This is a genomic window from Fibrobacter sp. UWH5 (genome assembly GCF_900142505.1).
Taxonomy (GTDB): Bacteria; Fibrobacterota; Fibrobacteria; order Fibrobacterales; family Fibrobacteraceae; genus Fibrobacter.
On record NZ_FRBB01000010.1, the window covers coordinates 86180 to 110502 of the forward strand.

21 protein-coding genes are annotated in these 24323 nt (G+C 49.3%); 17 read left to right on the forward strand and 4 right to left on the reverse strand.

Features of this window, described 5'->3' with window-relative positions; genetic code table 11:
- Positions 1-162: 162 nt before the first annotated feature.
- Positions 163-2322 (reverse strand): carbohydrate-binding domain-containing protein, encoded by a 2160-nt coding sequence (locus tag BUB38_RS09680; protein WP_083542065.1) that lies wholly within the window; start codon positions 2320-2322, stop codon positions 163-165.
- Positions 2323-2666: 344 nt separating this feature from the next.
- Here BUB38_RS09680 and BUB38_RS09685 point away from each other — a divergent pair, with 344 nt between their 5' ends.
- The 6 genes from BUB38_RS09685 to BUB38_RS09710 all read left to right on the forward strand — a co-directional run bounded on the left by BUB38_RS09685 (position 2667) and on the right by BUB38_RS09710 (position 9802).
- Entirely contained in the window at positions 2667-4094 is a 1428-nt protein-coding gene (locus BUB38_RS09685) for a hypothetical protein (RefSeq protein ID WP_254794929.1), read from the forward strand.
- A gap of 6 nt (positions 4095-4100) precedes the next feature.
- Positions 4101-5411 carry a U32 family peptidase gene (locus tag BUB38_RS09690; RefSeq protein WP_073160004.1) on the forward strand — a complete coding sequence of 437 codons (1311 nt, stop codon included), beginning with the start codon at positions 4101-4103 and terminating at the stop codon, positions 5409-5411.
- Positions 5412-5433: 22 nt separating this feature from the next.
- Complete coding sequence (locus tag BUB38_RS09695; RefSeq protein WP_073160006.1) at positions 5434-5874, forward strand: hypothetical protein; 441 nt, start codon at positions 5434-5436, stop codon at positions 5872-5874.
- A 374-nt stretch (positions 5875-6248) separates the two neighbouring features.
- Complete coding sequence (locus BUB38_RS09700) at positions 6249-7715, forward strand: DnaA ATPase domain-containing protein (RefSeq protein WP_073160008.1); 1467 nt, start codon at positions 6249-6251, stop codon at positions 7713-7715.
- Positions 7716-7717: 2 nt separating this feature from the next.
- Positions 7718-8596 carry an NAD-dependent epimerase/dehydratase family protein gene (locus tag BUB38_RS09705; RefSeq protein ID WP_073160010.1) on the forward strand — a complete coding sequence of 293 codons (879 nt, stop codon included), beginning with the start codon at positions 7718-7720 and terminating at the stop codon, positions 8594-8596.
- 51 nt (positions 8597-8647) lie between these two features.
- On the forward strand, positions 8648-9802 hold the full coding sequence (locus BUB38_RS09710; protein ID WP_073160012.1) for a hypothetical protein: 1155 nt from the start codon (positions 8648-8650) through the stop codon (positions 9800-9802).
- 1 nt (position 9803) lies between these two features.
- Here the strand turns inward: BUB38_RS09710 and BUB38_RS09715 are convergent, their stop codons facing one another.
- Positions 9804-12116, reverse strand: a complete 2313-nt coding sequence (locus BUB38_RS09715; protein ID WP_073160014.1) for a LysM peptidoglycan-binding domain-containing protein — start codon at positions 12114-12116, stop codon at positions 9804-9806.
- A 5-nt stretch (positions 12117-12121) separates the two neighbouring features.
- Positions 12122-12328 (reverse strand): hypothetical protein, encoded by a 207-nt coding sequence (locus tag BUB38_RS09720; RefSeq protein ID WP_073160022.1) that lies wholly within the window; start codon positions 12326-12328, stop codon positions 12122-12124.
- Positions 12329-12382: 54 nt separating this feature from the next.
- Here BUB38_RS09720 and BUB38_RS09725 point away from each other — a divergent pair, with 54 nt between their 5' ends.
- Both BUB38_RS09725 and slyD read left to right on the forward strand, forming a co-directional pair.
- On the forward strand, positions 12383-14509 hold the full coding sequence (locus BUB38_RS09725; protein ID WP_073160024.1) for a thrombospondin type 3 repeat-containing protein: 2127 nt from the start codon (positions 12383-12385) through the stop codon (positions 14507-14509).
- Between the two features lie 78 nt (positions 14510-14587).
- On the forward strand, positions 14588-15187 hold the full coding sequence (gene slyD / locus BUB38_RS09730) for a peptidylprolyl isomerase (protein WP_073160026.1): 600 nt from the start codon (positions 14588-14590) through the stop codon (positions 15185-15187).
- A gap of 74 nt (positions 15188-15261) precedes the next feature.
- Here the strand turns inward: slyD and BUB38_RS09735 are convergent, their stop codons facing one another.
- Positions 15262-16038: a hypothetical protein gene (locus BUB38_RS09735; RefSeq protein ID WP_073236708.1), complete on the reverse strand. Its 777-nt coding sequence runs from the start codon at positions 16036-16038 to the stop codon at positions 15262-15264.
- 114 nt (positions 16039-16152) lie between these two features.
- On the opposite strand from BUB38_RS09735, the gene BUB38_RS09740 reads away from it, so the two are divergent.
- The 9 genes from BUB38_RS09740 to BUB38_RS16370 all read left to right on the forward strand — a co-directional run bounded on the left by BUB38_RS09740 (position 16153) and on the right by BUB38_RS16370 (position 23852).
- Complete coding sequence (locus tag BUB38_RS09740) at positions 16153-16896, forward strand: ankyrin repeat domain-containing protein (RefSeq protein ID WP_073160030.1); 744 nt, start codon at positions 16153-16155, stop codon at positions 16894-16896.
- Positions 16897-17094: 198 nt separating this feature from the next.
- Complete coding sequence (locus tag BUB38_RS09745) at positions 17095-17889, forward strand: DUF3450 family protein (protein ID WP_073160032.1); 795 nt, start codon at positions 17095-17097, stop codon at positions 17887-17889.
- Positions 17889-19394, forward strand: coding sequence for a MotA/TolQ/ExbB proton channel family protein (locus tag BUB38_RS09750; RefSeq protein WP_083538223.1), 1506 nt, complete (start codon positions 17889-17891; stop codon positions 19392-19394). The genes BUB38_RS09745 and BUB38_RS09750 overlap by 1 nt, the downstream gene beginning before the upstream one ends.
- Positions 19395-19406: 12 nt before the next feature.
- On the forward strand, positions 19407-20165 hold the full coding sequence (locus BUB38_RS09755; RefSeq protein ID WP_083538222.1) for a MotA/TolQ/ExbB proton channel family protein: 759 nt from the start codon (positions 19407-19409) through the stop codon (positions 20163-20165).
- A 2-nt stretch (positions 20166-20167) separates the two neighbouring features.
- Positions 20168-20572 carry an ExbD/TolR family protein gene (locus tag BUB38_RS09760; protein WP_073160035.1) on the forward strand — a complete coding sequence of 135 codons (405 nt, stop codon included), beginning with the start codon at positions 20168-20170 and terminating at the stop codon, positions 20570-20572.
- 192 nt (positions 20573-20764) lie between these two features.
- On the forward strand, positions 20765-21421 hold the full coding sequence (locus BUB38_RS09765; RefSeq protein WP_073160037.1) for a TonB family protein: 657 nt from the start codon (positions 20765-20767) through the stop codon (positions 21419-21421).
- Positions 21411-22421, forward strand: coding sequence for a tetratricopeptide repeat protein (locus BUB38_RS09770; RefSeq protein ID WP_073160039.1), 1011 nt, complete (start codon positions 21411-21413; stop codon positions 22419-22421). Before BUB38_RS09765 ends, BUB38_RS09770 begins: the two co-directional genes overlap by 11 nt.
- A 132-nt stretch (positions 22422-22553) precedes the next feature.
- Positions 22554-23678, forward strand: a complete 1125-nt coding sequence (locus tag BUB38_RS09775; RefSeq protein WP_073160041.1) for a hypothetical protein — start codon at positions 22554-22556, stop codon at positions 23676-23678.
- A gap of 12 nt (positions 23679-23690) precedes the next feature.
- Positions 23691-23852, forward strand: coding sequence for a hypothetical protein (locus BUB38_RS16370; RefSeq protein WP_170932284.1), 162 nt, complete (start codon positions 23691-23693; stop codon positions 23850-23852).
- Positions 23853-24323 lie beyond the last annotated feature (471 nt).

A 24323-nucleotide genomic window follows, 5' to 3' on the forward strand; every position in this document is an offset into this window, starting at 1 on the left:
CCGCAAATTTTGCAAAGAACACCGGTTAAAAGCCGGTGTTTTTTTTGTTTTCCTCAGGGGTAAACTGCGCGGAATTTGATTGCTGGGGGAGGTGTGCGCTGCTTTTGGAAAAGGACCCTCCGACGAATCGGAAGGTCCTTTGGGGGTTAGGAGGGTAATTTCTTAGTTGTAGTAAACGGTGCTTCCGTTGGGGAAGGTGACGTTCTTGCTATAACTGTTGACATTGCTTACGGTAGAAACCTGGCTGGTGCCTTGGATGTAGCTGCCGGAAGTAGTGGGCTTGAAAGCGATGTTGGAGTTACCGTAGTAGCCGTTGGTGTTGAAGCTTACGTTGTAGCTGGTGCCCGCCTCGGACTTACTTTTGCTGAAGCCGAGAAGTGTCTTTGTGGTGAGTGTTGCTGTGCCGTCAGAGTCGAAGGAACCGCCCATGCCGCCGCTAATCTGGCATTCTACCACCACGACGCCGCCGGAAATGGTCAGTTCGCCGTTGGAGTCGATGCCGTCGGTATCACCGGAACCTGTCTTTACGTAGTGTACGCCACCGGTTACAGTAAGGTGTCCGCTGGAACTGCCCATGCCGCCCATGCCTCCGCCGAATCCACCGGGACGATTGCCCCAGTTGTTGCCGCCAGTCTGCGTGCTGTTGCCGGAACCGTCATTGCCACCAGCTGCATTCCAGCCGTCATCGGAACCGTAAACGTCAGTAACGCCTCCGCTGATGGTGATGTACCAGGCTTCAAGGCCTTCGTAGGAGTCCTTTACATAGACGGTACCGTTTGTGATGCGTAGAGTGGAGTCTGCATGGACACCGTCATTTCCCTTTGCGGTAATCGTTGTAAATCCGCCGTTGAAGTCGATATTCAGATTGCTGTGTACTCCGTCGTCGCCGGAAGTTATCGTGTTTTCGCCGCCGTTGATGTAGACGCGGTTTTCGGAAACGATGCCTTTGCCCGTGGAATTCACCTTGATGGAAGGAACCGAGACGCTATCGGAAATCATCACATAGTTGAAGGCCTGAATGCCGTCATCACCGGCCTTGATAATGTTGATGGAGCCGCCCTTGATGCTTACGATGCCCTTGCCTTCGGTAATAGTGGTATCGCTTCCGTTGACGGTGCATTCGTCACTCTTGATGCCGTCGCCGGAAGTGGCTGTGATGGTGATGTTGCCTTTTTCAACATCTACGAGGCCCTTGCCCTTGATGCCGTTGTTCTTGGCGGTGACATTGATGATGGTTTCGCCGCGGAAGCGGAGATCGTTGGAGCTCTGGATGCCGTTATTGTAGTTGCCGGTGACGTTCAAGGTGCCGGTTCCCTTGAAGGTCATATCGTCCTTGGAGTAGATGGCTGCGTTTGTAGTGTCTGTTTTGGTAACGCCGCTGTTATTGACGTAAGTGTGTGCCTTAGTGCGGGTGCTTCCGTCGCTCAGAGTGTTTACGGTTTCACTTTTTGCAACCACGAAAGTCTTGCTGGCCTGTTGCACGTAAATGGGAGCGTCCGCGGTGTTTTCGAGTGTGAGACTGCGAAGGTTCAGGTAGACTCCGGAATCTGCCTTGGGGGAGTTGACGCGGATCTGGGCGTCGGCTCCCTTGTAGCTACCGCTAAATTCATATTCGCCGGCGCAGGTGATTTCTACTTCGCCTCCGTTTACAGTAACGCAGCCGTTGTCATTTGTGAGGGTTGCGCCAGATGTAGCGTAGGTAATGGTGGGGGAGTTCCCGTTGGAGGCGGATTCGTAGCTGCCGCTAGAAACGGCTATGCCTGTAGAAGAGGAACTGGCGGCCCCAACCGGATTTTCTGCGACGCTTGTGCTGGAAGCGGGAGTGTCCGTACCCTCAATGGGGTTCGTGTCGGTAGAAGGGGTGCCGGCCGTGGGTTGGGTCAAGATAATCTTGTTGCAGTTGGCGTCGTACATGTAGGTGCTGCCATCTGCGTTAGAAATGACAGTGTTGATGGCGACGGTTCCGTCAACGGGATCGACGCATACATTGGTCGCCGGAATATCGGGACTGGGATTTTCAATGGACGGATCGCCAGAAGGAGTGGTTTGTGTTGTATCTCCGATGGTGGCGTTGGTGGTGTTTCCTGCGGCGTCTACAAAATATTGCAGCTGGTTGTTTGCATCGAAGCAATAGGTCGTGTTGCTGGTTTCATCAACCAGGGAAATCAAATCACCGCACAGGCTCTGTGTGCCGGCTTCGATTCCGCCCTGACCCAGTACTTCTGCAGTGTTTGCATCGACGGAACTGTCTGAACAGCCGCCCATTAGACCGAAAGAGAGGCTTGCGAAAGCCGAAATACCCAAAAACTTCCTTGATGTCATAATAGCCCTTTGAATTGAGTTTTCCTTACACTGCCTTGAAAGATATGTTTTGATTGAATTGTCTAGATGAAATAAAATGATGAATTTTATGGTAAGCCTACTATTAAATGGGATGAATTGTTCCAGGTGGAACAAAAATGACCGAAATCGTGTTAACGTACTGGTCCCCTAGAAAAGCAGGACGAAAAAAACTAAATTTATGGTCCACGATTCTTGAAAAATCAACATCTATGAAACATTATTTCTTGAAACCCATTTGTCTTTGGGCCATTTGTTGTAGCCTAGTTGTTTCAGCTTTTGCTGCATCTCCTGTCGTAGCTCCTGAAAACGTTCGCAATTTGCGGTTGCTTGAAAATTCACCCATGCTGTTTGAATTGCATCAGGTGACAACAGGGGAGGGGCGTCAGTTCTTCTCTTACCCGCGTCGCGATACCACCTTCCGCAAGAATTTCCTGAAGACCGAAGGCAATGCTCTTCTGGGTTATGATAACGTCCACGGCGGATCCATTTTAGGAAAGGGACGTAGTGCTGATAGTGCCCAACCGAGAATTGCCTTGGCCGTTTCACTGGTGGGTGGCCTGGATTATCGCGGTGGTGAGGCCTTGGGTGATACCGTTTGGCCCAGCATTGATGGTGGAATCTATCTGCGGGGTTTTGCGGATTCTGTTGATTTTGTTCTTGATGCCCGCATTTATGATGAAGGCCATTCTGCATCCAATCCGAAATCTTTTGACGGCGAATTCCTGGAAGTTCAGAAAGAGGAGAACAACTCCGGTATCGAATATACAAGCTATGCCCGCTACAGAACACACTTCGCCTTTAATCATGACTGGTTCAGGTTGGATTTAGGTCGAGATGTCTTGCACTGGGGCCCCGGCTATTACAATAACTTGTCCTTAAATCAGTTTGCGCTCCCGTACAACATGTTGACCATGGATTTGACCTTTGGTCCGTTGCGCGTTGTATCTTTCTATGCCGATCTTCGTATCTACTCCAGTATGAGTATGAAGAATAAGGATGAAAGCCGCAACTTGTTTGGACATCGTTACGAACTTGCTGTAGGGAACGGCACTTTCGGCATCAGTGAACTGCAGATGCTGTACGATAATATGAAGCCTTGGCTCTTTGTTCCTACGGCTCCGCTGTTCATGGAAAAGGGCAACTACTCCGAAGACAGCAATAATGGTTCCTTGTCCTTTGATTTCAACTATCGTCTCTTTAGGTCAGTCCGTCTGTATACGGAATTCTTCCTGGATGATATGGAAAGCCCGGTAAGCCTGGTCAAGAACGACAATATCGAGGCCAAGTGGGCTTGGATGGCAGGCCTCCAGGGTGCTCATGACTTTGTTATAAAGGGACATCTTCTGGAAGCTGGTACCATTGCGGAATACGCCCGCATCGAACCTTACGTCTATTCTCATTTCCACAAGAACACGGCCCAGTTGGCTCATCTTGGTCGCCCCATTGGCAATCAGAACGGCCCTAACAGTCAGACTATTGACTGGACTGTTTATGGTCGATTGGACCACCGCATTTTCGCTTCCCTCCGTAATACCTGGTATTGGAAGGGAACGGACTATGGTAGTGCTTTGAATGATACCACGCCTCGTGTGGACCATATGAAAATTCACAAGGATTTCCTGAATGGTGCCAAGATGGAATATTCCCTGACGCCGTCTGTAAGCTACGAAGGCGAACGCCTGTTCTATCTGGCCGAAATAACTTTGTTCAACGATGAAAAAGTCTACCTCCGCGGTGGATTTAAGTGGTAAGCTCCTATGATCAAGCCTGAACTCCTTGCCCCTGCCGGGGACCTGACCCGAATGAAGTATGCCTTTGCCTATGGTGCCGACGCCGTATACGCTGGGCAGCCCGCTTTCTCTCTGCGTGCTCGTGAAAATGGTTTTAAGAATCTGGATGATCTGGCAGAAGGTATTGAATACGCTCATAAGCTGGGCAAGAAATTCTACCTGACCAGTAACGTTATTGCCCGCAATACCAAGGTGGAGGCTTTCCAGAACGCTCTTCTGGCCGCAATCGACAAGGGCCCCGATGCGCTTATCGTTGCCGATGCCGGTATTATCGGTTGGCTTCGCCAGGTGCGCCCCAACGTAGAAGTTCATGTGTCTGTACAGGCCAACACCACGAACTACATTACGGCAAAATTTTGGCATGATTTGGGTTGTACCCGCGTGATTCTGAGCCGCGAACTTCGCCTGCCCGAAGTCCTTGAAATCAAGGAAAAGAATCCGGGGCTTGAACTGGAAGTGTTCGTGCATGGTGCTGTATGCATGTCTATGTCTGGCCGTTGCATGCTGTCTAACTGGGTGACTCATCGTGACGCTAATCAGGGTGCCTGTGACAACTCCTGCCGCATGCCTTACCGCCTATATGCCAATGAAGGTCCTCAGGTGGAAGATTACCGCGAACATGAAGGCAATTTCACCTTGCAGCGTACAGACCGCCCGGAACTGGATCCCATCGCTCTGGATGAGGATACCTGGGGTACCTATTTCATGAGCAGCCGTGATCTTTGCGCCATGGATGTGATTCCCGAATTGATGAAGAACAATCTGGAATCTTTCAAGATTGAGGGTCGAACCAAGTCTGTCTATTATCTGAGTCAGGTGGTTCGCGCCTACCGTCTTGCCATTGACGCCTGCTATGCCCAGGCCCAGGCCGGTCAGGAAATGAGTATTCCCGATGTGGCTCGCGAGGCGATTTCCTTCCTGGACGGTCGTGGTTTTATGACGGGTTTCATGAAGGGACCGCTGCCCCAGAACTATGAATCGACCCATCTGGACGCCGATGCCGGTTGTGTGGCCGCCCAGGTTCTTGATTATGATCCTGATACCCGTTCCTGCCGCGTCAATGTGAAGAATCCGTTTACGATGGATGATTCCCTGTTGTTGATGACCCCCTCTGAAATGGCCCCCTGTGAAGTGGTTTCCATGAATGATTTTAGGGGAGGCGCTGCCGACCGTCTGAATCCGGGAACTGAGGGAAGAATCTTCTTACCGGAAGGTGTAAAAATTTCTTCTGAAAATGCTAAATTCTGCTTTTTTGTGAAGAAATTCCCCAATAAATAGGAATATTTGATAAATTTAAAGCATGGCCGTAGACGAAGCTACCAAAAAACAGGACGAGCTAGAGCTTTATCAAATTGATGATAAGGCTATTGTTCCGTTTTTTGCCAGCCACCTGGATGAACTGAAAAAATTCATCCAGGAACATAAGGATCAGCATCTTTCCCTGCTGGAACTACTAAAGCAGTTCATCAGGACTTATAAGCTTCCCTTTAATATGCAGCGTTATATGGCCGTGCAGACCACCTATATCAGGCAGACTCTGCAAGAGAAAATGCTTGACCGTCAGGTTGCCGTAAGCCATTGGATTCAGGAACATGCCGGCAAGCACCGCAATCGTATGATTCAGCTCCAGTGCCTGTATCTGGATCGCATTAAGGACCGCCTTCTGCCTGAAATCGAGGCCATGCTGGAACACCGGATCGAGACTCTTCAGTCTAAAATGGACCACCACGAAGAACAATAGTTCTAACTCGTTGAATTTCAAGGAATTCCGTAAAAAATGGCGAAATCTGCTTAAAAAGGGCAGGTTATTTTTTTATATGCTTTAAGATTAGATGTTTTTTGCTCCCTTGGAAAGGGCGTTTTTTTTGTCAAGAGATAGTTCAAAATTTTTCTGTTGATAAGTTGTGTTTTTTAGTGTGGTGCAGTTTTGATTGATGCGTGATTAATTGAGTGCGTAAATTGGATAGAACGGTGGATTTTGAGGTAAAAATTTTTTTTTGCCTTTTTTGATTGAAAAAACGCGTTTTATAAGAAAAATTTATGGTAAGGGCTCAATCCTGGAGCCCTTTACTTAACTTTAGACCACGTTTGTAGTTTTTCTTACTTTGGTTTTGCGTGTCGAATACTGTTTCTATTTTTGATGTTGTTGAGTCGCCCTGGAAGTCTGTGCTGGACTTGGTGCGTCAAGAATGCAACGACTATTTTGGGCTTACTATTCTCGATGCAGTCGGGTTTGATGGGGTGCGCGATGGCTATGCACTTCTGACCGTTCCTGACGAACTGCGCGAAAACTGGATCAATACCCATTACGGCGACATTCTTCGTAAGGCTTTCAGGTCTGTATTCGGCACAGAATTTGTTGATTACCGTATTCGTCAGGTGGCACCCACGGCTCCCGTTCCCGAAATGAGTTTTTCGGCCCCGGTGCCTCCGCGTCCTGTTATTGCCCGCCCCAAAAAGGTTGTAAAACGTAGACCTAAGCTAAATCTTTATGCGGCCTATACCTTTGAGAATTTTATTGAAGGTGAAAGTAATTCGACCGCCTATAAGGCTTGCAAATCTGTTTCCGAGAATCCTGGCGACCCTGCCTTGAATCCGCTGTTTGTATATGGCGATTCTGGCCTTGGTAAAACACATCTTTTGCAGTCCATTGCCGCAAGTATTCAGAAGAATCGTCCCGAGGCAAGGATTGTTTACTGCCACGCCTATGATTTCTTGCGTGATGCGACAGCAACGGCCAATGCTCTGAAAAAGAAAACGGGAAACGTGCGTGAGCTGGCCGAAGCCTTTCAGGATAAGTACGAAAATTGCGATATCCTCCTGCTGGATGATGTCCAGCTACTTGAAAGGGGTATTCGGTCCCAGGAACGCCTTGCGATCCTGATTCGTCATCTTCGTGCAGTGGGTAAGCAGGTTGTCCTTTCCTGCGATTGCCATCCGTCAAAGTTTACCATCGCAGATACCAAGGAAGATGCAAAGAAATGCGTTTCCTCGGGAATCCGCTGTATATCCACTAAGCTTTTGGCTCCCATTGAATCTTGTGTCGCCGTAGGAATTGATGAACCTGATCTGCAGACAAGAATGCGACTTATCCAGAAGATGGGTGTTTCTGTTCCCTTTGCAGATCGAGACAGGGAAGAAATCTATAGATTCCTCTCTATTCCGCGTCGTCAGAATGTTCGTGTACTTGAAGGTATGCTTCATTGGCTTGGCGCCATGAACCGTTTCTGTCAGGAAAATCTGGATTTGAATGCGGTACGTCGCTTGACTGCACCTAACGATTCCTCTGCTCGTGAGGCGTTGACCTTGAAGAGCATTGCCGAAACGGTGGCTTTTGAATTTGAAACGGACTTGATTTCCTTGGGGAGCAAGCGCCAGGATGCTGGCATTGCCTTGCCCCGTAAGGTGGCCATGTTCCTTTGCCGTGAAATGACGACGGAATCTCTCCAGAATATTGGGGCAACTTTCAACCGTGACTACGCCACAGTTATCGCCGCCATCCAGTCTTTGAAAAAGCAGATGGGTATCGATGAAAACCTTGCCCGCAAGGTTCAAGATATCCGGTATTTGCTGGAAGCCTAGCAATGCTTGCTTTGGTGACGGGGGGTGCTGGCGTCGTAGGGAAGGCGCTATGTCGGGAACTCATGGCACAGAATGTGTGTGTGCGTGTCTTGACTCTTCCGGGCGATACTTTGGCTAGTTCGTTGCCGAAGGAAGTTGAAGTTTTTTATGGGGATGTTACTAAACCCGAAACCATGAGAGCTGCCTTTGATGGGGTAGACGTGGTTTACCACCTGGCGGCAATACTTCTTTCTACAAAAGCGGGTGCCTTTGACTTTGTGAATTTTCAGGGGACCAAGAACGTTGTTGACGCGGCTCTTGAAGCAAAGGTTAAACGTTTTCTGTATGTTTCCAGTATATCCGTTACTTATCCTATACTGACTGCTTACGGACAAAGTAAATTAAAAGGGGAGTCCTATGTAAAGGCCGCAGGGGAACACGGCTTGCGTTGGACCATTGTGCGTCCTACCCTTGTAATCGGAGATGGTGGCGGAATTGAATACAATATGTTTGCCGCCTATGTAAAACGTTTCCCTGTTTATTTTTTACCGGGGGGCGGAAAGTCCTTGAAGCGTCCGGTCCGGAGCGTTGACCTTGTAAAGGGTATCGTGGCGGCTGGTCTTTCGGAATATACTCGTGGCAAGACTTACGCTTTGGCTGGCTCCACTCCCATATCCATGGCTCAAATGGCTAAAAAAATATTGGCTGCCGCTGGCAAGCGACATTTGATGATTCCCATTCCCTGGTGGATTGCCCGAAAGGTGGCTGTACTGAAAAGCTGGATTGGGGGCCGTCCCGTAACGGCAGAACAGGCTCTGGCTGGCTTTCTTTATGATGCTGTTCCCGAAATTGACTCCGCACGCCGCGATTTGGGGTATAATCCGGGAAACCCCTTTGCATAATGTAAATTTTTAGTTTATATTCTTTGTTGAAAAGAAAATTGAGGTTTTTCAATGAAGAAATTATCCGTCTTTGCTGCCGCAGCAGCCATGTCTCTTGCCTTTACTGCCTGTGGCGGTGATAGCAGCTCTTCCAATGTTGAACGTGAAGAAGATTCCTCCAGCAGCGTCGAAGAATCTTCCTCCTCTGTAGCAGAAGAATCCTCCTCTTCCGCAAAGGAAGAAAAGGGTGACCTGCCTAAGGGCGCACGTGTTGCCACTCTGGAAGACCTGGAAAAGAATTATTCTCTTCCCCTGTTTGGTACAGATCTTTATTTGGCTACAGGCTCCAAGCTGGGTGTGTTCTCCTTGTGGATTCCCGATACCGCATGGGTGGCTTTCCGCTCTGATTTCAAGGACGGTGTCCTGGAATTTTCTGAAGAAGGCAAGAACGGCAGCTTCCTGGGTGCTGATTTCGCCGTTGCCGATTCCCTGCAGAAATTGTTCAAGAAGGGTGCTACTATTAAGTTCATCGTGAACAGCGAAGACCAGCTTCAGTATTCCCTGAACGGTAGCAAGTATGCCGACCTGAAAACGGCTAAGGTTAAAATTTCTGAAAACGTGATTTCCGATGGTAGCAAGTTGAATGGCTTGACCTTGGAATGCAAACAGGAAAAGTCAACTGTTAAGTATTCCTTCTACGAAGGCCGCTACGTTGCTGAATCCGGTGATGAATGGGAAGCTGGTTACTATGATATCCAGCGCAGCAAGTTGTTGATGCTTCCGACCTTTATCGAAAAGGATTCCTATTTGCCGCTGGTGACCATGACTGTGGGTACCGACTATACTATGGATGACGCCACTGGTGGTCAGCAGACTTGTAAGTCTTCCAGCAACAAGTATGAAGCTATTAATCACGAGAAGATTGCTGGCGAATGGGTTGCCGACAAGGACGGTTATGACTGGACCTTGACGTTGAAGGATTCCGGCAAGTACAGTGTCGACTCCAAGAAGGGCAACACCACCGTCCTTAACAATTCCGGTGTCTGGGATGTTTATGGCAATGTGCTTCTGATCAAGAATACCGCTTGTAGCGAACCTGAAAAATGCCTGACTGGCATTAAGGGTGTCGTTAGCGGTTTCGATGCCAAGAAGGGCTTCAACTTGGATCACTCCAATACTGAAGAACCGTCCATGCCGACTGTATGGACCATGCCTCAGTATGAGTAATCTAGCGCTTGATTTTTAAGCGGTCGCCTGCACGTACCTTGGTGTCGTTGAGGTTATTCCATTTGACGATATCTTCGATGGTAACCTTGTACTGGCGGGCGATGTCCCAAAGGCTTTCGCCTTTCTGAACTTCATGAATGCGGTCATCTTCTTCGGATGGCTGAATTTCTTTTTTGGGTGCCGCAGGAACCTTAAGCTTTTGTCCCACGTCGATAACCGTGTTGGCGCCCATGTCGTTGAGTTCCTGGATTCTTTGTACCGTGGTCGAGAACTTTCTGGAAATGGCGGTAAGGTTATCCCCAGGTCTGACTGTATAGACTGTCAGCTTTTCTGCGGAATTAGACTTTCGTTCGCTCTTGTATTCGGCGCTCTTGGCCTGCTTTGCCGGTTTGGAAGGCGTGTGCTTGAATTCGGGAATCACGATGGAATCGCCGACGGCAAGACGCTTCTTGAATCCGTTGTTGGCCTGCAGAAGCAAAAGCACGGGAACTTCGTAGGACTTGGCGATGGCGGCATAGGTGTCTCCCGACTTTGCCACGTACTTTTCACCCTTGGCCTGCTTCGGACGTTCAACAGGAGTGGTGGCAACTGCGGCGGTCGGTTTCAATTCGGGCTTCGAAACGAAAACAGTGTCGCCTGCATTTACGAAAGAGGCGGCGTCCATGGAATTCCAGGCGCGGAGGTTTTCCTGGGAGGTTCCGAACTTGCGGGCGATCGAGGCCAGATTGTCGCCGGGCTGGACCACGTAAGTGCGGACTTTTTCAGGCTTCTTTCTGGCAGAAGAGGCCGACTTGGGCTTCGGCGTAATCCTGATGGGAATGAGCAAGGACTGTCCCGCCCTGATGCGGGTGTTCTTCATGTCGTTGGCTTGCTGCAGTTCTGAAACCTTGATGCCGTACATCCTGGCGATAGAACCCAGATTCTCGCCTCGCTTAACCTTGTGGTGGTGCCAGCTGGAGAAGTTGTTTTTCTCCATCTTGTCATAGCCGTCAACGAAGGCCGCTCTTGTACCGACAGGCAGACGCAACAGGTAGGAGTCCTTGTTGGGGGGCGTGCACCATTTTACCAGTTCCATGTTAAGGCTGCGGAGGGTGTCTTCCTTGACCTTCAGAAGGTTTGCAACTTCTTCGAGAGGGAATGAATCGAAAACGGTTACCGTATCAAAGTCCGGCTGACGTTGCGGTTCCACAATCATATCGTACTGTTCGGGGAAGTGACCGACCACCATGGCTGCAAGAATACGGGGAACATAGCGCATGGTTTCCTTGGGAAGGTCCAGCTCCCAGTAAGTGACGGCAAGGCTGGAATCTCTAGTGGAGTCTGCCTTCATTTCCTTGACCAGTCTGCGGACACGGCCTTCACCACAGTTGTAGGCGGCCATGGCCAACAGCCAGTCGCCGAATTCATCGTGCAGTCGCTTAAGATATTTGAGGGCCGCCTTTGTCGCCTTTTCCGGGTTGCGGCGCATGTCTACCCAGTAGTCTACTTCAAGACCATAGCGCTTGCCGGTTTCGGGAATGAACTGCCACATGCCAGATGCCTTGGCGCGGCTGTAGGCTTTGACCTTGAATCCAGATTCCACCAGGGAAAGGTAGATCAAGTCCCGCGGCATTTGGGCTGCATCCAGCTGGGCGTAGATCAGGGAATCGTAGGCGGTCTTTCTGTTCAGGGAGCCGGACATGAAGGACCGGGCCTGGTTGGTCATGTAGTAGATTTCCTGCATGACGCGGTCGTTGAATTCCACCGGCAGGGAGAACTGTTTTAGGTCAACGGTATCCAAAAAACTTTCAATGACTTGCAGAGCGGCGCTGTCGGCCTGGTTTTCGTCAAGATCGTCAATGCCTTCAATTGAAACTTCGTTCCTTACGAAATTTTCGGCGCTTTCTCCCATTTCGGCAACGTTGGGGTACACTTCATCAAGTGCCGAGACGATGCGCTGTGGCATGGTGGCTCTATAGAGGGAGTCTTCCTGGAACGAAATATTCTTGTAGGTGGAATCGTACTTTTCAGAAACGAGCTGCCTAAGGGATTCGTCCAGGTAATGTCTTGCCAAAAGCCACTCCTGATTTTCCATAGCCTGCAATGCGTACTGGTAGTACGTCCATGAAGGCCTCGAGGCGATAGCGTCGGAAACTTTTTCCTTGAGAGCCTGTTCCGTATAGGAATCATTCGTGGTATCTGCCGTCGTTTGCGGAGTCGGTTCCACTATAGGAGTTGCCGGTGCGGGCTTAGAGGCGCAGCCTGTGAGGGTAAGGACTGCCAATGCAGAAAGTGTGCTTGCTAAAGAAATCTTATGGCGAAAAAATTTTTTCATCTTGCTTAACGAAGTACACGGTCAACTCCGAACCAGATGACGCCTGCCATGACAAAGGCGGCTATGATTTGGAGGATGATGATAATTTTATTTACAAAATAGGCTTTTTGTGATTTGCGGTGCCAGGAAGGGTAGACATTCCGTTCTTCACTTTCAATCTGTTCTTCGTTTTGTTTTTGAGTATCGTTCATTTCGGGGAGAAATATACTCATTTAAAAAGGAGGCCTCGTGAGCGTTTCCAAAAATTTTTAACTTCTAGGGGTCTTATGAGAAAACTCCTGCTCCTCATTGCAGTTTGCGTGTCCTGTGCACTGGCTCAGATTGGCTTGGCCCTGTCTGAAAGTGGTCTGCACGCCCCTTCTGCCATGACACTTGGCCAGGGATACCTTTTTGTCTCAGGCAGTTTTGAAATGGTCAGCAATGGTGAAACTGCCAGCATGGAAGGGTACTATACCGCAGACGGTAAACAGGTTGACCTTGGCAGGAATACTCCGTCAAACGACGAGAATTTGTTTGTGTCGTTTGGTGTCCTGGATAATCTGGATTTGTCCTTTTCTGTACCGTTCCACTACGACGGGGACATTCCCGGTGATGATTTTAATGGACTTGGACTGGGTGACATTCAGGTTGCTGGCAAAATTTCGTTCCCTTTATCTGACTGGATTTATCTTGGCCTAGGGAGTGAAATCATCGCGCCTACCGGTATTGAAAATAAAGGCTTTAGACCGAGACATCGGTGGTATATAGAACGTGACGGTTCGTCTTATGCGTATACGGCGGGCAACTGGGTTGTGGGGGCGAATGCCTACTTGACGATTGTCGGTGGAGAGTTTGTTACCTTTAACAGCTATGCCGCTCTTTTAAAAGAAGTGGGTGCTGACGAAACGTTTGTCCTGTGGGGCGGCGGTTTCAATATTTTCCCAGAAAAAATGCTAACCTTGATTTTGGAAATGTCCGGCGAGAGCCCCATACGTTCTTCCCATGTGCATCGCAGTGTGCTGAACAGTCCGTTCCGCTTTACTCCTGCCCTCAAGTTGCATTTGCCTCATGACGCCTTCCTGACAGTATTCGCCGACGTAGGCCTCAATTACTTCCGTTCCGACGATCTTGATAATGGATTGCCAGTTCATCTTGAAAATTCTTCTTCGGATATAGACTTTACCATATCGGGTAGCCCTACGGTTTCAATGGGCATAACCTTGAGCAAGACTTTTGATTTTAGCTGGCATGATGACGATGGTGACGGGGTCATAGACCGTAAGGACCTGTGCCCTAATACAGGCCGTAATCAGGTTGTGAACGCTCGTGGTTGCCCTGTGGATGAAGACCGCGATGGTGTGCTGAACATCGTGGATATGTGCCCTGGAACGCCTCTCGGTGTAATCGTCGGTCGAGACGGTTGCCCTCTGGACTTTGACCACGACGGAGTGCCGGACTACTTGGATAAATGCCTTGGCACGAAAAAGGGATTTGCTGTGGATTCCACAGGATGTATGCTGGATACCGATGGCGATGGAATCGATGATAACAACGATAAATGCCCTAATACTATTCCCGGTGATCCTGTAGACAGTACAGGTTGTCCTTTGGATCAGGACCATGACGGCATTCCCAATGACGTTGATAAATGCCCTGACACACCCTCCGATGTTTCGATTGACTTGATGGGTTGCCCCTTGGATTTTGATCAGGATGGCGTGCCCGATGGATATGACCGCTGCCCTAATTCCCTGTCGGGTGAAATTGTAGACCAGTTCGGCTGCCCCAATGATGCTGATAAGGATGGTGTTCCCGATACGAGAGATTTATGCCCCGATACTCAGGAAGGTGTGGCTGTCAATAGCGATGGCTGCCGCGTGGATTCCGATGACGATGGCGTCTTTGACGAAGAAGACAAGTGCCCGAGAACTCCGGCTGGTGCACCAGTAGATTCGCTGGGTTGTGCCATCGATTCAGACCATGACGGCATCCCCGACTGGATGGACTATTGCCCGGGAACTCTTGCCAAGGTGGCGGTGGATATTGAAGGCTGTCCCATGAATGCCCGCTTGAACTTCAATTCCATGGCTCAGAGGATCAAGTTCAAACATGGGGACACGACGTTGGTCCACTCTAGCTACACAGCCCTGAGCGACGTGATTGCCGCAATGCGCAAGCATCCCATGATGCTAGAAATCCAGTGCAGTGCCAGCGATGTTAGCCCTGACCGTGCACAGGAACTGTCCGAAGCTCGAGCCCGTTCCATATTCAATTTCCTTGAGATGAAGGGTATCAGTGAAGACCGTCTAACCTATAAGGGGTACGGAAGCAAGCTTCCGCCGACCCAGACGCAGAAGAATGGAAGTTCCGCCCTGATTCGGCTTGTTCCGGTCTTGATGAAGACTGAACCCTAAAAATTTTCTATATTAGGCCAAACGTACTAGAACAAGACGGGCTTGCGAGAATGCAGCTCGATTAAATAAAGGATTTTTATGAAGATTGCTGACAAGACCGTTGTCCTGATGCACTACACTCTTACTTCTGACGAAGGTCAGGTGATAGACTCTTCCGCTGGCCGCGACCCGCTGCAGTACATCCAGGGTGCCCATATGATCGTTGTTGGTCTCGAAAAGGCCATGGTCGGTCATGAAGTTGGCGACAAGTTCGACGTCAAGGTGATCCCCTCCGAAGGTTACGGCGAATACGACGAACGTATGACCCAGGAAGTTCCCGTTAGCGTTTTCCAGGGTGTCGACAAGGTTGAAGCCGGTATGCAGTTCTATGCCCAGACTCCGGCAGGTCCCATGCCCATTCGCGTCAAGTCCGTCAATGGCGACAAGGCTGTTATCGATGCTAACCACGAACTGGCCGGCAAGAACCTGAACTTCGCTATCGAAGTGGTCGAAGTCCGCGAAGCTACCGAAGAAGAACTGAAGCCTTTTGAACCGCATCAGTGCCATTGCGGTAAGGGTGAAAACTGCTGCCATGGCGAAGATCCTGACTGCGAATGCCACGGCGAAGGCCACAAGGAAAACTGTGATGGCAAGGGCGGTTGCGGCTGCAAGCATCACGATGAACATCATAACGGCTAATTTTTAAAGTTAGCGTTTAGAAAAAGGCGTCTGGTTTGAACCAGGCGCCTTTTCTGTCTGACTACCCAAAAAAATTAGAATAGGGTAATGCCAAAACTGAGGAACGGCTGGAAGTTTGAATTCAATTCCAACTTGAATTCGTCTCCGCTCTTGTCTTTGGAAGTCTTTCTTTCGAAGTTAGTGTGGAATGTTTCGTAGCTGTTCTTGAGACCGGTAGAGATGTAGGCCCCATGCCATGCGATTCGGAGGCCGGCGCCATAGGCGTAGCCGTAGAGTACCGGAGACAGGAACTGGGTATTGTCAGAGAAGAAGGTCTTACCGAATATACCTGCTCCAAATAGATAGGGCTTGAACATGAACTGGTAATTGTAGCTTGCGATAAGAGGGTAGGCCAGGTCAAATCCCAACTGGAAGAGGGCTGTGTGGATCTGATGTCGGCCGTCGATGTCGGACTTGCTGATGGGGGAGTCTCCGAAATAGTCTTCGTAAAGTGCCTCGAAATCCTTCATAACCTTGTCCCTGTTTGCAGGGTGGTGGCTGACGCCAAGGAACTGGTATCCTGCCATGACGTAGATGTCGAACCATCCGGTAATGGGGAGGGTTCCCGAAGCTCCGTATATGTATGAATTGTCTACTGAAATATTGTATTTCTGGTTGTGGACTTTGTAGGTGTAATCCACGTTGCCCATGCTGACGTTGCTGAATTCAATGTAAGGGCCGAATGATCCTCGGTCTTCATATTCATGGATATCGCTCCTTTCAGCCGCCGCCATGGAATTATCAATGACGATTCGGTCGGCAAAGGCAAGGGTAAGGGAACAAAGGCTCAACGTTATAATCTTTCTAAACATGAAACAAAAATTAATTTTTTTCGTGTAAATTGAAATTTTTCGTGAATTATTTGTGAAAAAAGTGTATTTTTTCGGTCATAAAAAGCAAAAACCTCTATTTGGAGCTGTAATATTATGAACAAGAAGATTTTGGGTGCTCTTTGCGCTGCCAGTTTGATGTTTTCTTTGACGGCTTGTGACGATAAGATGGATCCTAACGATCCGGCTTCCGTCCGTAAGTATCTGACTAAGCAGCAGATTGCCTTTACCCCGAACCAGTTTGTCTCCTTCGCTGTTAATGGCGATACCGCTAAGATGACCTTGTTCCTCCAGGCATCTTTCGAAATCGACCAGCCCGCCGACAACGGCAACAACGCTGTTGCTATCGCTGCCAACAAGGGTAACATGGTTGTTCTGGACTACCTCTTTGCCCATGGTGCAAAGGCTGACGTCCGCAACGGTAACGGCGAAGCTGTTATCGACAACGCTGTCATGATGGGCAACAAGGAAGTTGTTTCCCGCCTCCTCACTCAGCTGAAGGCCGAAGGCGCTGATCCCCAGACTCTGGGTACCGCAGTTCTCCTGGCCGCTAAGGCTGGTAAGGTCGACATGCTGGAAATCCTCGCCAACGCCGGTGCTTCCCTGGAAACCCGTAGCGCCGATGGTTATATGCCCATCCACTGGACTGTCAAGAACGGTCAGTATGACGCTATGATGTTCCTCATTGGTAAGGGTGTTGACGTGAACGCCAAGTGCGGTCAGGGCTACTCTGTTCTGGACTGGGCAACCAACGAAGGTTACACCCGTCTGATCAAGGCTCTGAAGAAGGCTGGCGCCAAGAATACTCCGCAGTACTTCAAGGATTCCAAGGGCAAGTAAGATTTGAGGGGTGAATTCCCCTGGAATAGTCGAAAATTCGAAAAAATCCGCAGTTTTTCTGCGGATTTTTTTGCGTTTAGGGGAGTAGACCGCCTGATTTTCTGCCTATCGGGGTGAAGTTTGTTCTTAATTGCTTATAATTCCGTTTTTTTTGAGAATTTCTGCATTTTACGCAATGGTTCTTTGTATTTTTAGGTTATGAAGTTCTCTTTACTGACCAAGTTGTGTCTATGCTTGTGCTTGACTGGCGTTTTTGCCGGTGCCCAAGAAACGGTTGAAAGCGTCCGTCGTCAGATTAAGGCGGTGGAAGCCGAAACTGCCCGCGAAAAATCCATGCACGATGCCGAAAAGAAGCGCCACGCCGAATTTGTGGAAGTTGGTCGCAAGAAAGTTCAGGCTCTTGCTACCCAGAATAAGACCCTGAAGGCCGAAATTGATTCCCTCAAGGCCGAAATCAAGAATTTGGCTGAAGCACGCCAGAAGACCGCCGGTACCATCAAGTACTTTGAAAACCGCAAGGCCAAATACAATGAATCCCTGGCTAAGGTTATCGATTCACTGGTTCCCGTGTTTGAGTCCGATTTCCCGTACCGCAACGAGGAAACGGTCACCAGCATTAAGGAAATCGCCAATCAGCTTCATAAGAGCCTGATCGAGGCTGACGATGGCCTCAACCGCACCTTGGAAGTTTTCTATGACCGAATCCGCCTTGGGTACACCACCGAAGTGTGGAACGGGTTCCTGCAGGTGGATGCACGCAACGTTGCCGGCAAGTTCATGCGTTATGGTGCCGTGGCCGCCATCTTTGTGAGCAACGACGGTAACGACGTTCTTTGGTTGACCCGCACCGATAAGGGTGCCTATAAGTGGAAGAATGTTTCTGACGACCTGGCCATGCGTACCGTCCTGAAGGACGTGATGAAGGTGGCCGAGGGCAAGACTGCTCCCCGTCTGGTTACAATCCCCGTATTTATTCCCGCGGAGGCTAAGTAATGAAGTTCTTTAACCTTCGTAAGTTGATTGCCCCTGTGGCTGTTGCCGCTGTTCTCTGTGCCGCTCCCGCAATGGCTCAGAAGGGCGGAGAATCCATTGATGCTGTAAAGCAGCGTGCTGAACTGAACAGCGCCAAGGCTGACTTGGAAGAAGCCCGCAAGAAACGCGACATGGCCGTGGCCGCCCGTTGGAAGGACCGCGAAACCGCCAATCAGGAACGTGAACTTTTTAACGAGAAGTATCAGGAAAACAAGGAAAAGGTTGACGCTCTCATGAGCGAACGCGCCCGTCTTTTCGAAGATGTCCGCGTTGCCCGTGAAGACTTGGCTCAGGTAAAGCTCCAGGCTGAAAAGGCCCGCGCCGAATACCTTTCTCTGGCTGCTGGTCCCGAACGTCTTGAGACGTTGGCTAAGTTCCAGGAACAGGGAATTCCCTTCAAGATTGCTGAACGCGTAGAAGTCCAGAACAAGGTGAAGAAGGAAATGGGTCTGTATCGCGATGATCCTCTCCGTATTGCCAAGTCTATCTTGAATGTGGCCAAGAACGAGATGGCCTTTACCCGCGAAGTGCAGGTGGAACAGGCCGAACTGGTGTTCGGTACCGCTGTGGCCCAGGGTTACCGCATGCGTCTGGGTGGCTTGTTTGCCATGCAGAAGTCTACTGCGGTCATGGATTCCGCCGGCAATAGCGCCTCTGCCTTGATGCTCCCTGTGGCTGGCGAAAAGAAACGCTCCTTCAGCTGGCAAGAAAATCTGACTCCCGAAACAAAGACTCAAGTTACAACTGCTTTTGGCAGTTACAAGGATTCCGCCCATGTTATGGTGCCGGTGGACGTGCTCCTGAGTACAGAACTGAGCAGTGAACTGGCTAACCACCAGGAAACCACCTGGAAGGATGAACTGAAGACTTTCTTCAAGAACGGTGGCATTTTGATGTACCCCATCGTGGCCATCTTCGGTCTGGGTCTGTTGATTGTGGCCTGGCGCCTGCTGTGGCTCTTGATCTTTGGCTTTGGCGGTCTTGGCGTTCGCCGAACCTTGAAAGCTTTGGATAAGGGAGACATCGAAGGGGCCCGCAAACATGTAAAGAAGGCCCATGGGGAAGTCGGAAAGGTACTGAAAACCGTTCTTAACAAGGAATATGGTGGTCGCGCTGCTGCAGAAAAGGCCTTGGAAGGCGTATTCTCCGCAGACGTTCCCAAGATTGAATCTGGACTTACCTGGGTTTCCGTGTTTGCGGCGACGGCTCCGCTCCTTGGTTTGTTGGGTACCGTGATGGGTATGATCGAATTGTTTGATGTCATTACCATGCATGGCACTTCCGACCCCAAGCTTTTGGCTGGCGGTATTTCCATTGCCCTTGTGACGACGGAAGCTGGCCTTATTGTGGCTATTCCGCTGCAGCTTCTGCATACCTTCCTGGCTAACCGAGCCGACGCTCTTCGTGGTCGTATGGAAAAGGCTGGCTTGGCTGTATTGAATGCCCTTTGGATTAAAGAAAAGTAATTCGCGGTTGTTATGGATCCCATAGTGATTGCTGGCGTAGATCAGAATTCCGTCTTGGAAGCGGCTTTCGGCATCCTCTTTAGAGGGGGCTGGGTCCTGGCACCGATTTTTGTGCTGGGATGGTTTGGCTGGTTTCTGATGCTGGAACGCTATGGCTACTATTTTATGCTCCGCGGAAAGTCCCAGTCTTCTTTCTGGCGGTTGCTGAAGAAGAAGGGGGAGGACGCCGCCTTTGCGAAACTCCGCAAGCGCCCCTACGGTTACTTTTTGGCCTTGGCCGAAGACGTACGCAACCATCATCATGAAGGTCCTGTGGCGGTACGTAATGCTATGGAAGCTACTCGCCATCGCATTTCGCTGAACTTGGCGAAGTCTTTGAAGACCATTTCTACCTGCGCCGCTATTGCGCCTATGCTTGGCCTGTTGGGTACAGTTAGCGGCATGGTCCATACTTTTGAAACCATCCAGCTTTTTGGTTTTGGAAATCCGGTGCTTCTGGCTGACGGCATTTCCGAAGCCCTGCTTACGACCCAGGCCGGGCTCCTGGTGGCTTTCCCCCTGATGCTTGCCTACAACTACTTGGCAAGCCGAGTAGAAAAAGTGGAAGATGAAGCCTGGAGCGAAGCCCTGAAATTTGAAGCTTATGTGTTTGATTCCGAACGTGGTCTTGATGCTTCTTTAGTGTGTCATCCTGACTCCTCTTCAGAGAGCCAGCCTGTGTCCCCTTCAGAGAGTCATTCTGAGCGTAGCGAAGAATCCAGTGAGGTATAAAAATGAGTTTTATTCGTAAACGTAATCGCGACGCTGGCGGCATCGATGTCTCTCCCATGCTGGACATGGTGTTCATCTTGTTGATCTTCTTTATTGTGACTTCCACTTTTACCCGCGAAACCGGTGTGGACGTTACCAAGCCCAAGGCCAGTTCAGCCAAGGATCTTGCCAAGGAAAGTATTCTTGTGGGCGTTACCCGCCAGGGAACCATTCACATTAACGAAACCCAGGTGAATCTTTCTACCCTGCAGACCGTGCTCCGTCAGATGATGGCCGAGGCTCCGGATCGTCCGGTGATTATCGTTAGCGACCGTGACGCACCCAATGGCGTGGTGGTGGATATTTTGGATGAATGTAATATTGCCAAGGTCCGCAAAGTCTCCATTTCAGCAAATAAGGAAGAGTGAGCGATTGGCAATTAACAGTGAACAGTGAATAGTGAAGAGTGAAGGGGGCTGCGAGAGAGGTGTCATTCTGAGCGTAACGAAGAATCTGGAAGCTTAGATATGAATTATGAGACATGATTGAGTGTGTCATTCTGAGCGAAACGAAGTGGAGCCGAAGAATCTAACAATTTGGAGTCTAAAAGTAGAATTTATATGAAAAACTTTTCGTTCACAGATTTTATGGTCAAGTATTTCCGCTTTCCGGCGGCATTCGTGCTTTCCTTTGTGGTGAGTGCGGTGTTCTTCTTGGCTGTTCCTGTGATCAACGCTTTGTTCTTCGATAAGGGCGTTAAGGCCGAAAAGGAACTGGAAGCCGTTACCGAGGTGGAAGTCCTTGTTAGCGAAAAGAAGCCCGAAGTTCAGAAAAAGGTTTTACGTACTGTTGTGAATCCCAACCCCTTCAAGATTTCTTCCAATATGGGAATGGCCCGCAGTCAGAACTTCTCTATGGATTTGTCCCTGGCTCGTGGTGCTGCAGGCGATGGTGTTGCCGTTGGTACTGGCGGCATGGAAAATGTTGTTTATGAAGCTGGCGAAGTGGACGAACAGGCCAGTGTATTGCGTGAAGTGCAGCCTAAGTTCCCTGCAAAGGCCAAGCGCATGGGTGTTTCGGGTTACGTGAAGGTCTTGATTGTGATTGACGTTTACGGCGATGTGGCTCAGGCTCAGGTGTTGACCCAGGAACCTGCAGGTTATGGCTTTGATGTGGAAGCCTTGAATGCTGTTCGTCAGTGGAAGTTCAGTCCCGCTCAGTTAGGCGGATATCCCGTGGCCCAGAAGGCTACAAAGGAGTTCCGCTTTGTTAACTAGAGTGTGTCATTCTGAGTCAAAGAATCTAGTGCTTTCGTTCTTTGTCTGCATTCTTTTCTTGCTTTCTTCAACGGCATTTGCTGCCGACGATTACTTTTTCAAGGCAAACGAACTTTACGACCAGGGCAAGTACAAGGAATCTGTTCCACTGTATCGTGCAGCCATTGATGATGGCAAGTACGAACCTTTTGCCTGGTTCAATTTGGGTAACGCACTTGTTCAGCTGGGGCGCAAGGAAGTGGCCTTGGTGGCTTACCGCCGTACTGTGGAACTGCTGCCCAATTTCGAGAAAGCCTGGATGCTCATGGGCGACATCTATTACCTGGCTGGGGATGCGGGAGAGGCCATTGCTGCCTATAACCGCGCCGTGGAACTGGGTGTAGAATCGGACCATGTCCATTTTGCCTTGGCTGAATGTTATTTGAAGGGCCGCGATTGGACTCTTGCCCAGAAAAATTTTGAACGGGCTCTCCAGCTGAATCCGGATCGTATGGATGCCTGGTATGGCTTGGCCGAAGTCTATGAAAAGTTAGGCGATTATGAATACGCTATCAAGACTTTGCAGAATGCCTTACAGATGACCGCCACCGCTGGCGCAGATGTCCACTTTACCATGGCTTACTACTATCGTAGCATGGATTCCACCAAGAAGTCCTTGAACGAAATGGAAAACGGACTGCTGATGGATCCGGAAAATGTTTCTGCCCGCCGTTACCTGGCTCAGATGTACGTGAAGCAGGAATCCCCCTGGATGGCCATCTTTACCTTGGAAGAAGGCCTCCGCCACAGCAAGGGCAAGGCCGACCTGAACCTTGACCTGGGGCAGATCTACTTTACCCAGAAGCGTTACGACGAAGCCTTCGAATGCTATATGAAGGCTTGGCTTGCAGGCAATTCCCAGGGACGCATCGGTGCCGAAAACGTGGGCCATGTGTTCTCTAACGAAGGCGATACTGAAAAGGCCGAAAGCCTCTACAAGCGCATCCGCGAAAAGAAATAGCCCCGTTGCAGGCTATCGTTGCAAAACTGCCTAAAAACACAACAAAAACTTACGAAATCTTTACAAAAACCTTGTCCTTTGACAAGGGTTTTCTAAATTTTTCAAAAATTTTTATTTATCAGGGAATAAAAAATGAAAAAATTGTTTGGTTTGGCCCTCATCGGGCTGATGGCTGGAACTGCAGGCGCTGCAACAACAACAACAACGGAGACTGCTGTTGGAGAACCCTCTGTTTATGGAGCGGTTTCTGTACAGAGGTATGATGTTACGGTAAAGACCACTTGTGGCTCTTTCGAAATAGGTTGTAAGTCCTCCTCCTCCACATCCTCAGAGTTTGTTGCAACGATTGATGGTGATGGTGAAACCCGCCTGGACGCGATCAAGATTCCCGAGGATATCGCTGTAGCTTCCATTACCTATGACCGAAAGTTCACTTTGTATTTTGACAATCCTAGATATTCCACTGTAGTTTTCCCTTTTAGTTTCAAGACTAGCTGCATTGATAAAACTGAATATGGACAAAATCAGATTCCATTTAAGTTTTATAAAATTGTTAGCTATAACGGTTCTTCTTTTGTTGCTGCGGAAGAGACCACCGAAATTGCTGCTCATCAACCTTATATTGCAAAGCCCGTTCTTTCTCAAGGTTACGAGAACGGAATTCATTATGCTTATATGAGTTTTGCCAATAGTAATGGCTGCTCCTACACACTTAAAAAGAACTATGATGCTGAAACAGATAAATTTGTAGAAAGCAAGTATAGCTTTGATGCCGGTTCTTTGAATGGTACTTGGAATTTCATGGGAACATATGAAAAAATTCAATTTACTGCAGATACTAAGGCTGGTGTTTATGGCTTTGCTTCTGCAGAAAAAAAGGATGATCAGGGAAAAGTTGTTGTCAAAGCAGGCTCTTTTGTGAAGGCTGGTGACAATGCTTCCGTTCCGCCCATGCGTGCTTACTTAGTTTACAACAAAAATGGCTTCAACAAGGAAGGCAAGCCTTCTCCGGATGGCGAAACATCCGTCGCTTCCATCTCTGACGAAGATCTGCCGGAAGTCATTACTGTCAAGTTCATCGATAAGGACGAAAATGGCAACGAAGAAATCACCGCCATCGCTCAGATGAACACCCGCACCGGTGAAATTTCTACCGATAAGAACCTCTGGTTTGATCTCAAGGGCCGCAAACTGAACAAGAAGCCCACCGTCAAGGGAACCTACTACAACAACGGCCAGAAGGTCATCATCAAGTAAGGTGTCAAAAAAATGTTTAAGAAAGAATATGTCGCTCCCAAGATGGACGTTGTAGAAATGAAAATCGAGACCGTTCTCATGGAGTCCGGTGGCACCGATGGTGGCCCCGAAGCCACTGAATACGATGGCGAATTCGGCTGCCTCTACAATCCCGAAATGGATAAAAAGGCTTAATTTATTTACAAATAGCCTCCACAGTCACCCCGGATCCACCCGGGGTCTTTTTTTTTCGTACGTCATGCCGAACTTGTTTCGGCATCGACATTCCCGAACCAGAGCCTTCACCGCGTAATGTCTCTGAGTCGGCATTCCCATATCCCTGAGCTATACGAAACTCGCCACATCAGTGCCCTAGTTGAGTTATCCTCTTTGAGGAGGTGTCGAAGGGCACCTCGGCAGGCTCGGTGACCTTGCGAAAGCCTCCTGTAAAATGCGTAAAAGTAGCCGACAAATTGCAAAGCACCGTTTCACGCAGATGACAGCGCTTCCGCAAAATGCAAAGCTCCGTTTCACGCGGATGACAATCGCAAAGGCCGGGATGACAGCGCTTCTTTGTTCGTGCTAAAAAATTTTACAATCATTTTTCAAAAAATCGGGATCCATTCCCCGCAAAAAAGCGTGTATAGGATTGGTGGCGATTTTGCC

Coding starts and splice junctions, on each gene's coding strand:
- BUB38_RS09680 (WP_083542065.1), bottom strand. CDS start 2,322: ATGACATCAAGGAAGTTTTTGGGTATTTCGGCTTTCGCAAGCCTCTCT.
- BUB38_RS09690 (WP_073160004.1), top strand. CDS start 4,101: ATGATCAAGCCTGAACTCCTTGCCCCTGCCGGGGACCTGACCCGAATG.
- BUB38_RS09695 (WP_073160006.1), top strand. CDS start 5,434: ATGGCCGTAGACGAAGCTACCAAAAAACAGGACGAGCTAGAGCTTTAT.
- BUB38_RS09705 (WP_073160010.1), top strand. CDS start 7,718: ATGCTTGCTTTGGTGACGGGGGGTGCTGGCGTCGTAGGGAAGGCGCTA.
- BUB38_RS09710 (WP_073160012.1), top strand. CDS start 8,648: ATGAAGAAATTATCCGTCTTTGCTGCCGCAGCAGCCATGTCTCTTGCC.
- BUB38_RS09715 (WP_073160014.1), bottom strand. CDS start 12,116: ATGAAAAAATTTTTTCGCCATAAGATTTCTTTAGCAAGCACACTTTCT.
- BUB38_RS09720 (WP_073160022.1), bottom strand. CDS start 12,328: ATGAGTATATTTCTCCCCGAAATGAACGATACTCAAAAACAAAACGAA.
- BUB38_RS09725 (WP_073160024.1), top strand. CDS start 12,383: ATGAGAAAACTCCTGCTCCTCATTGCAGTTTGCGTGTCCTGTGCACTG.
- slyD (WP_073160026.1), top strand. CDS start 14,588: ATGAAGATTGCTGACAAGACCGTTGTCCTGATGCACTACACTCTTACT.
- BUB38_RS09735 (WP_073236708.1), bottom strand. CDS start 16,038: ATGTTTAGAAAGATTATAACGTTGAGCCTTTGTTCCCTTACCCTTGCC.
- BUB38_RS09740 (WP_073160030.1), top strand. CDS start 16,153: ATGAACAAGAAGATTTTGGGTGCTCTTTGCGCTGCCAGTTTGATGTTT.
- BUB38_RS09745 (WP_073160032.1), top strand. CDS start 17,095: ATGAAGTTCTCTTTACTGACCAAGTTGTGTCTATGCTTGTGCTTGACT.
- BUB38_RS09750 (WP_083538223.1), top strand. CDS start 17,889: ATGAAGTTCTTTAACCTTCGTAAGTTGATTGCCCCTGTGGCTGTTGCC.
- BUB38_RS09755 (WP_083538222.1), top strand. CDS start 19,407: ATGGATCCCATAGTGATTGCTGGCGTAGATCAGAATTCCGTCTTGGAA.
- BUB38_RS09760 (WP_073160035.1), top strand. CDS start 20,168: ATGAGTTTTATTCGTAAACGTAATCGCGACGCTGGCGGCATCGATGTC.
- BUB38_RS09765 (WP_073160037.1), top strand. CDS start 20,765: ATGAAAAACTTTTCGTTCACAGATTTTATGGTCAAGTATTTCCGCTTT.
- BUB38_RS09775 (WP_073160041.1), top strand. CDS start 22,554: ATGAAAAAATTGTTTGGTTTGGCCCTCATCGGGCTGATGGCTGGAACT.
- BUB38_RS16370 (WP_170932284.1), top strand. CDS start 23,691: ATGTTTAAGAAAGAATATGTCGCTCCCAAGATGGACGTTGTAGAAATG.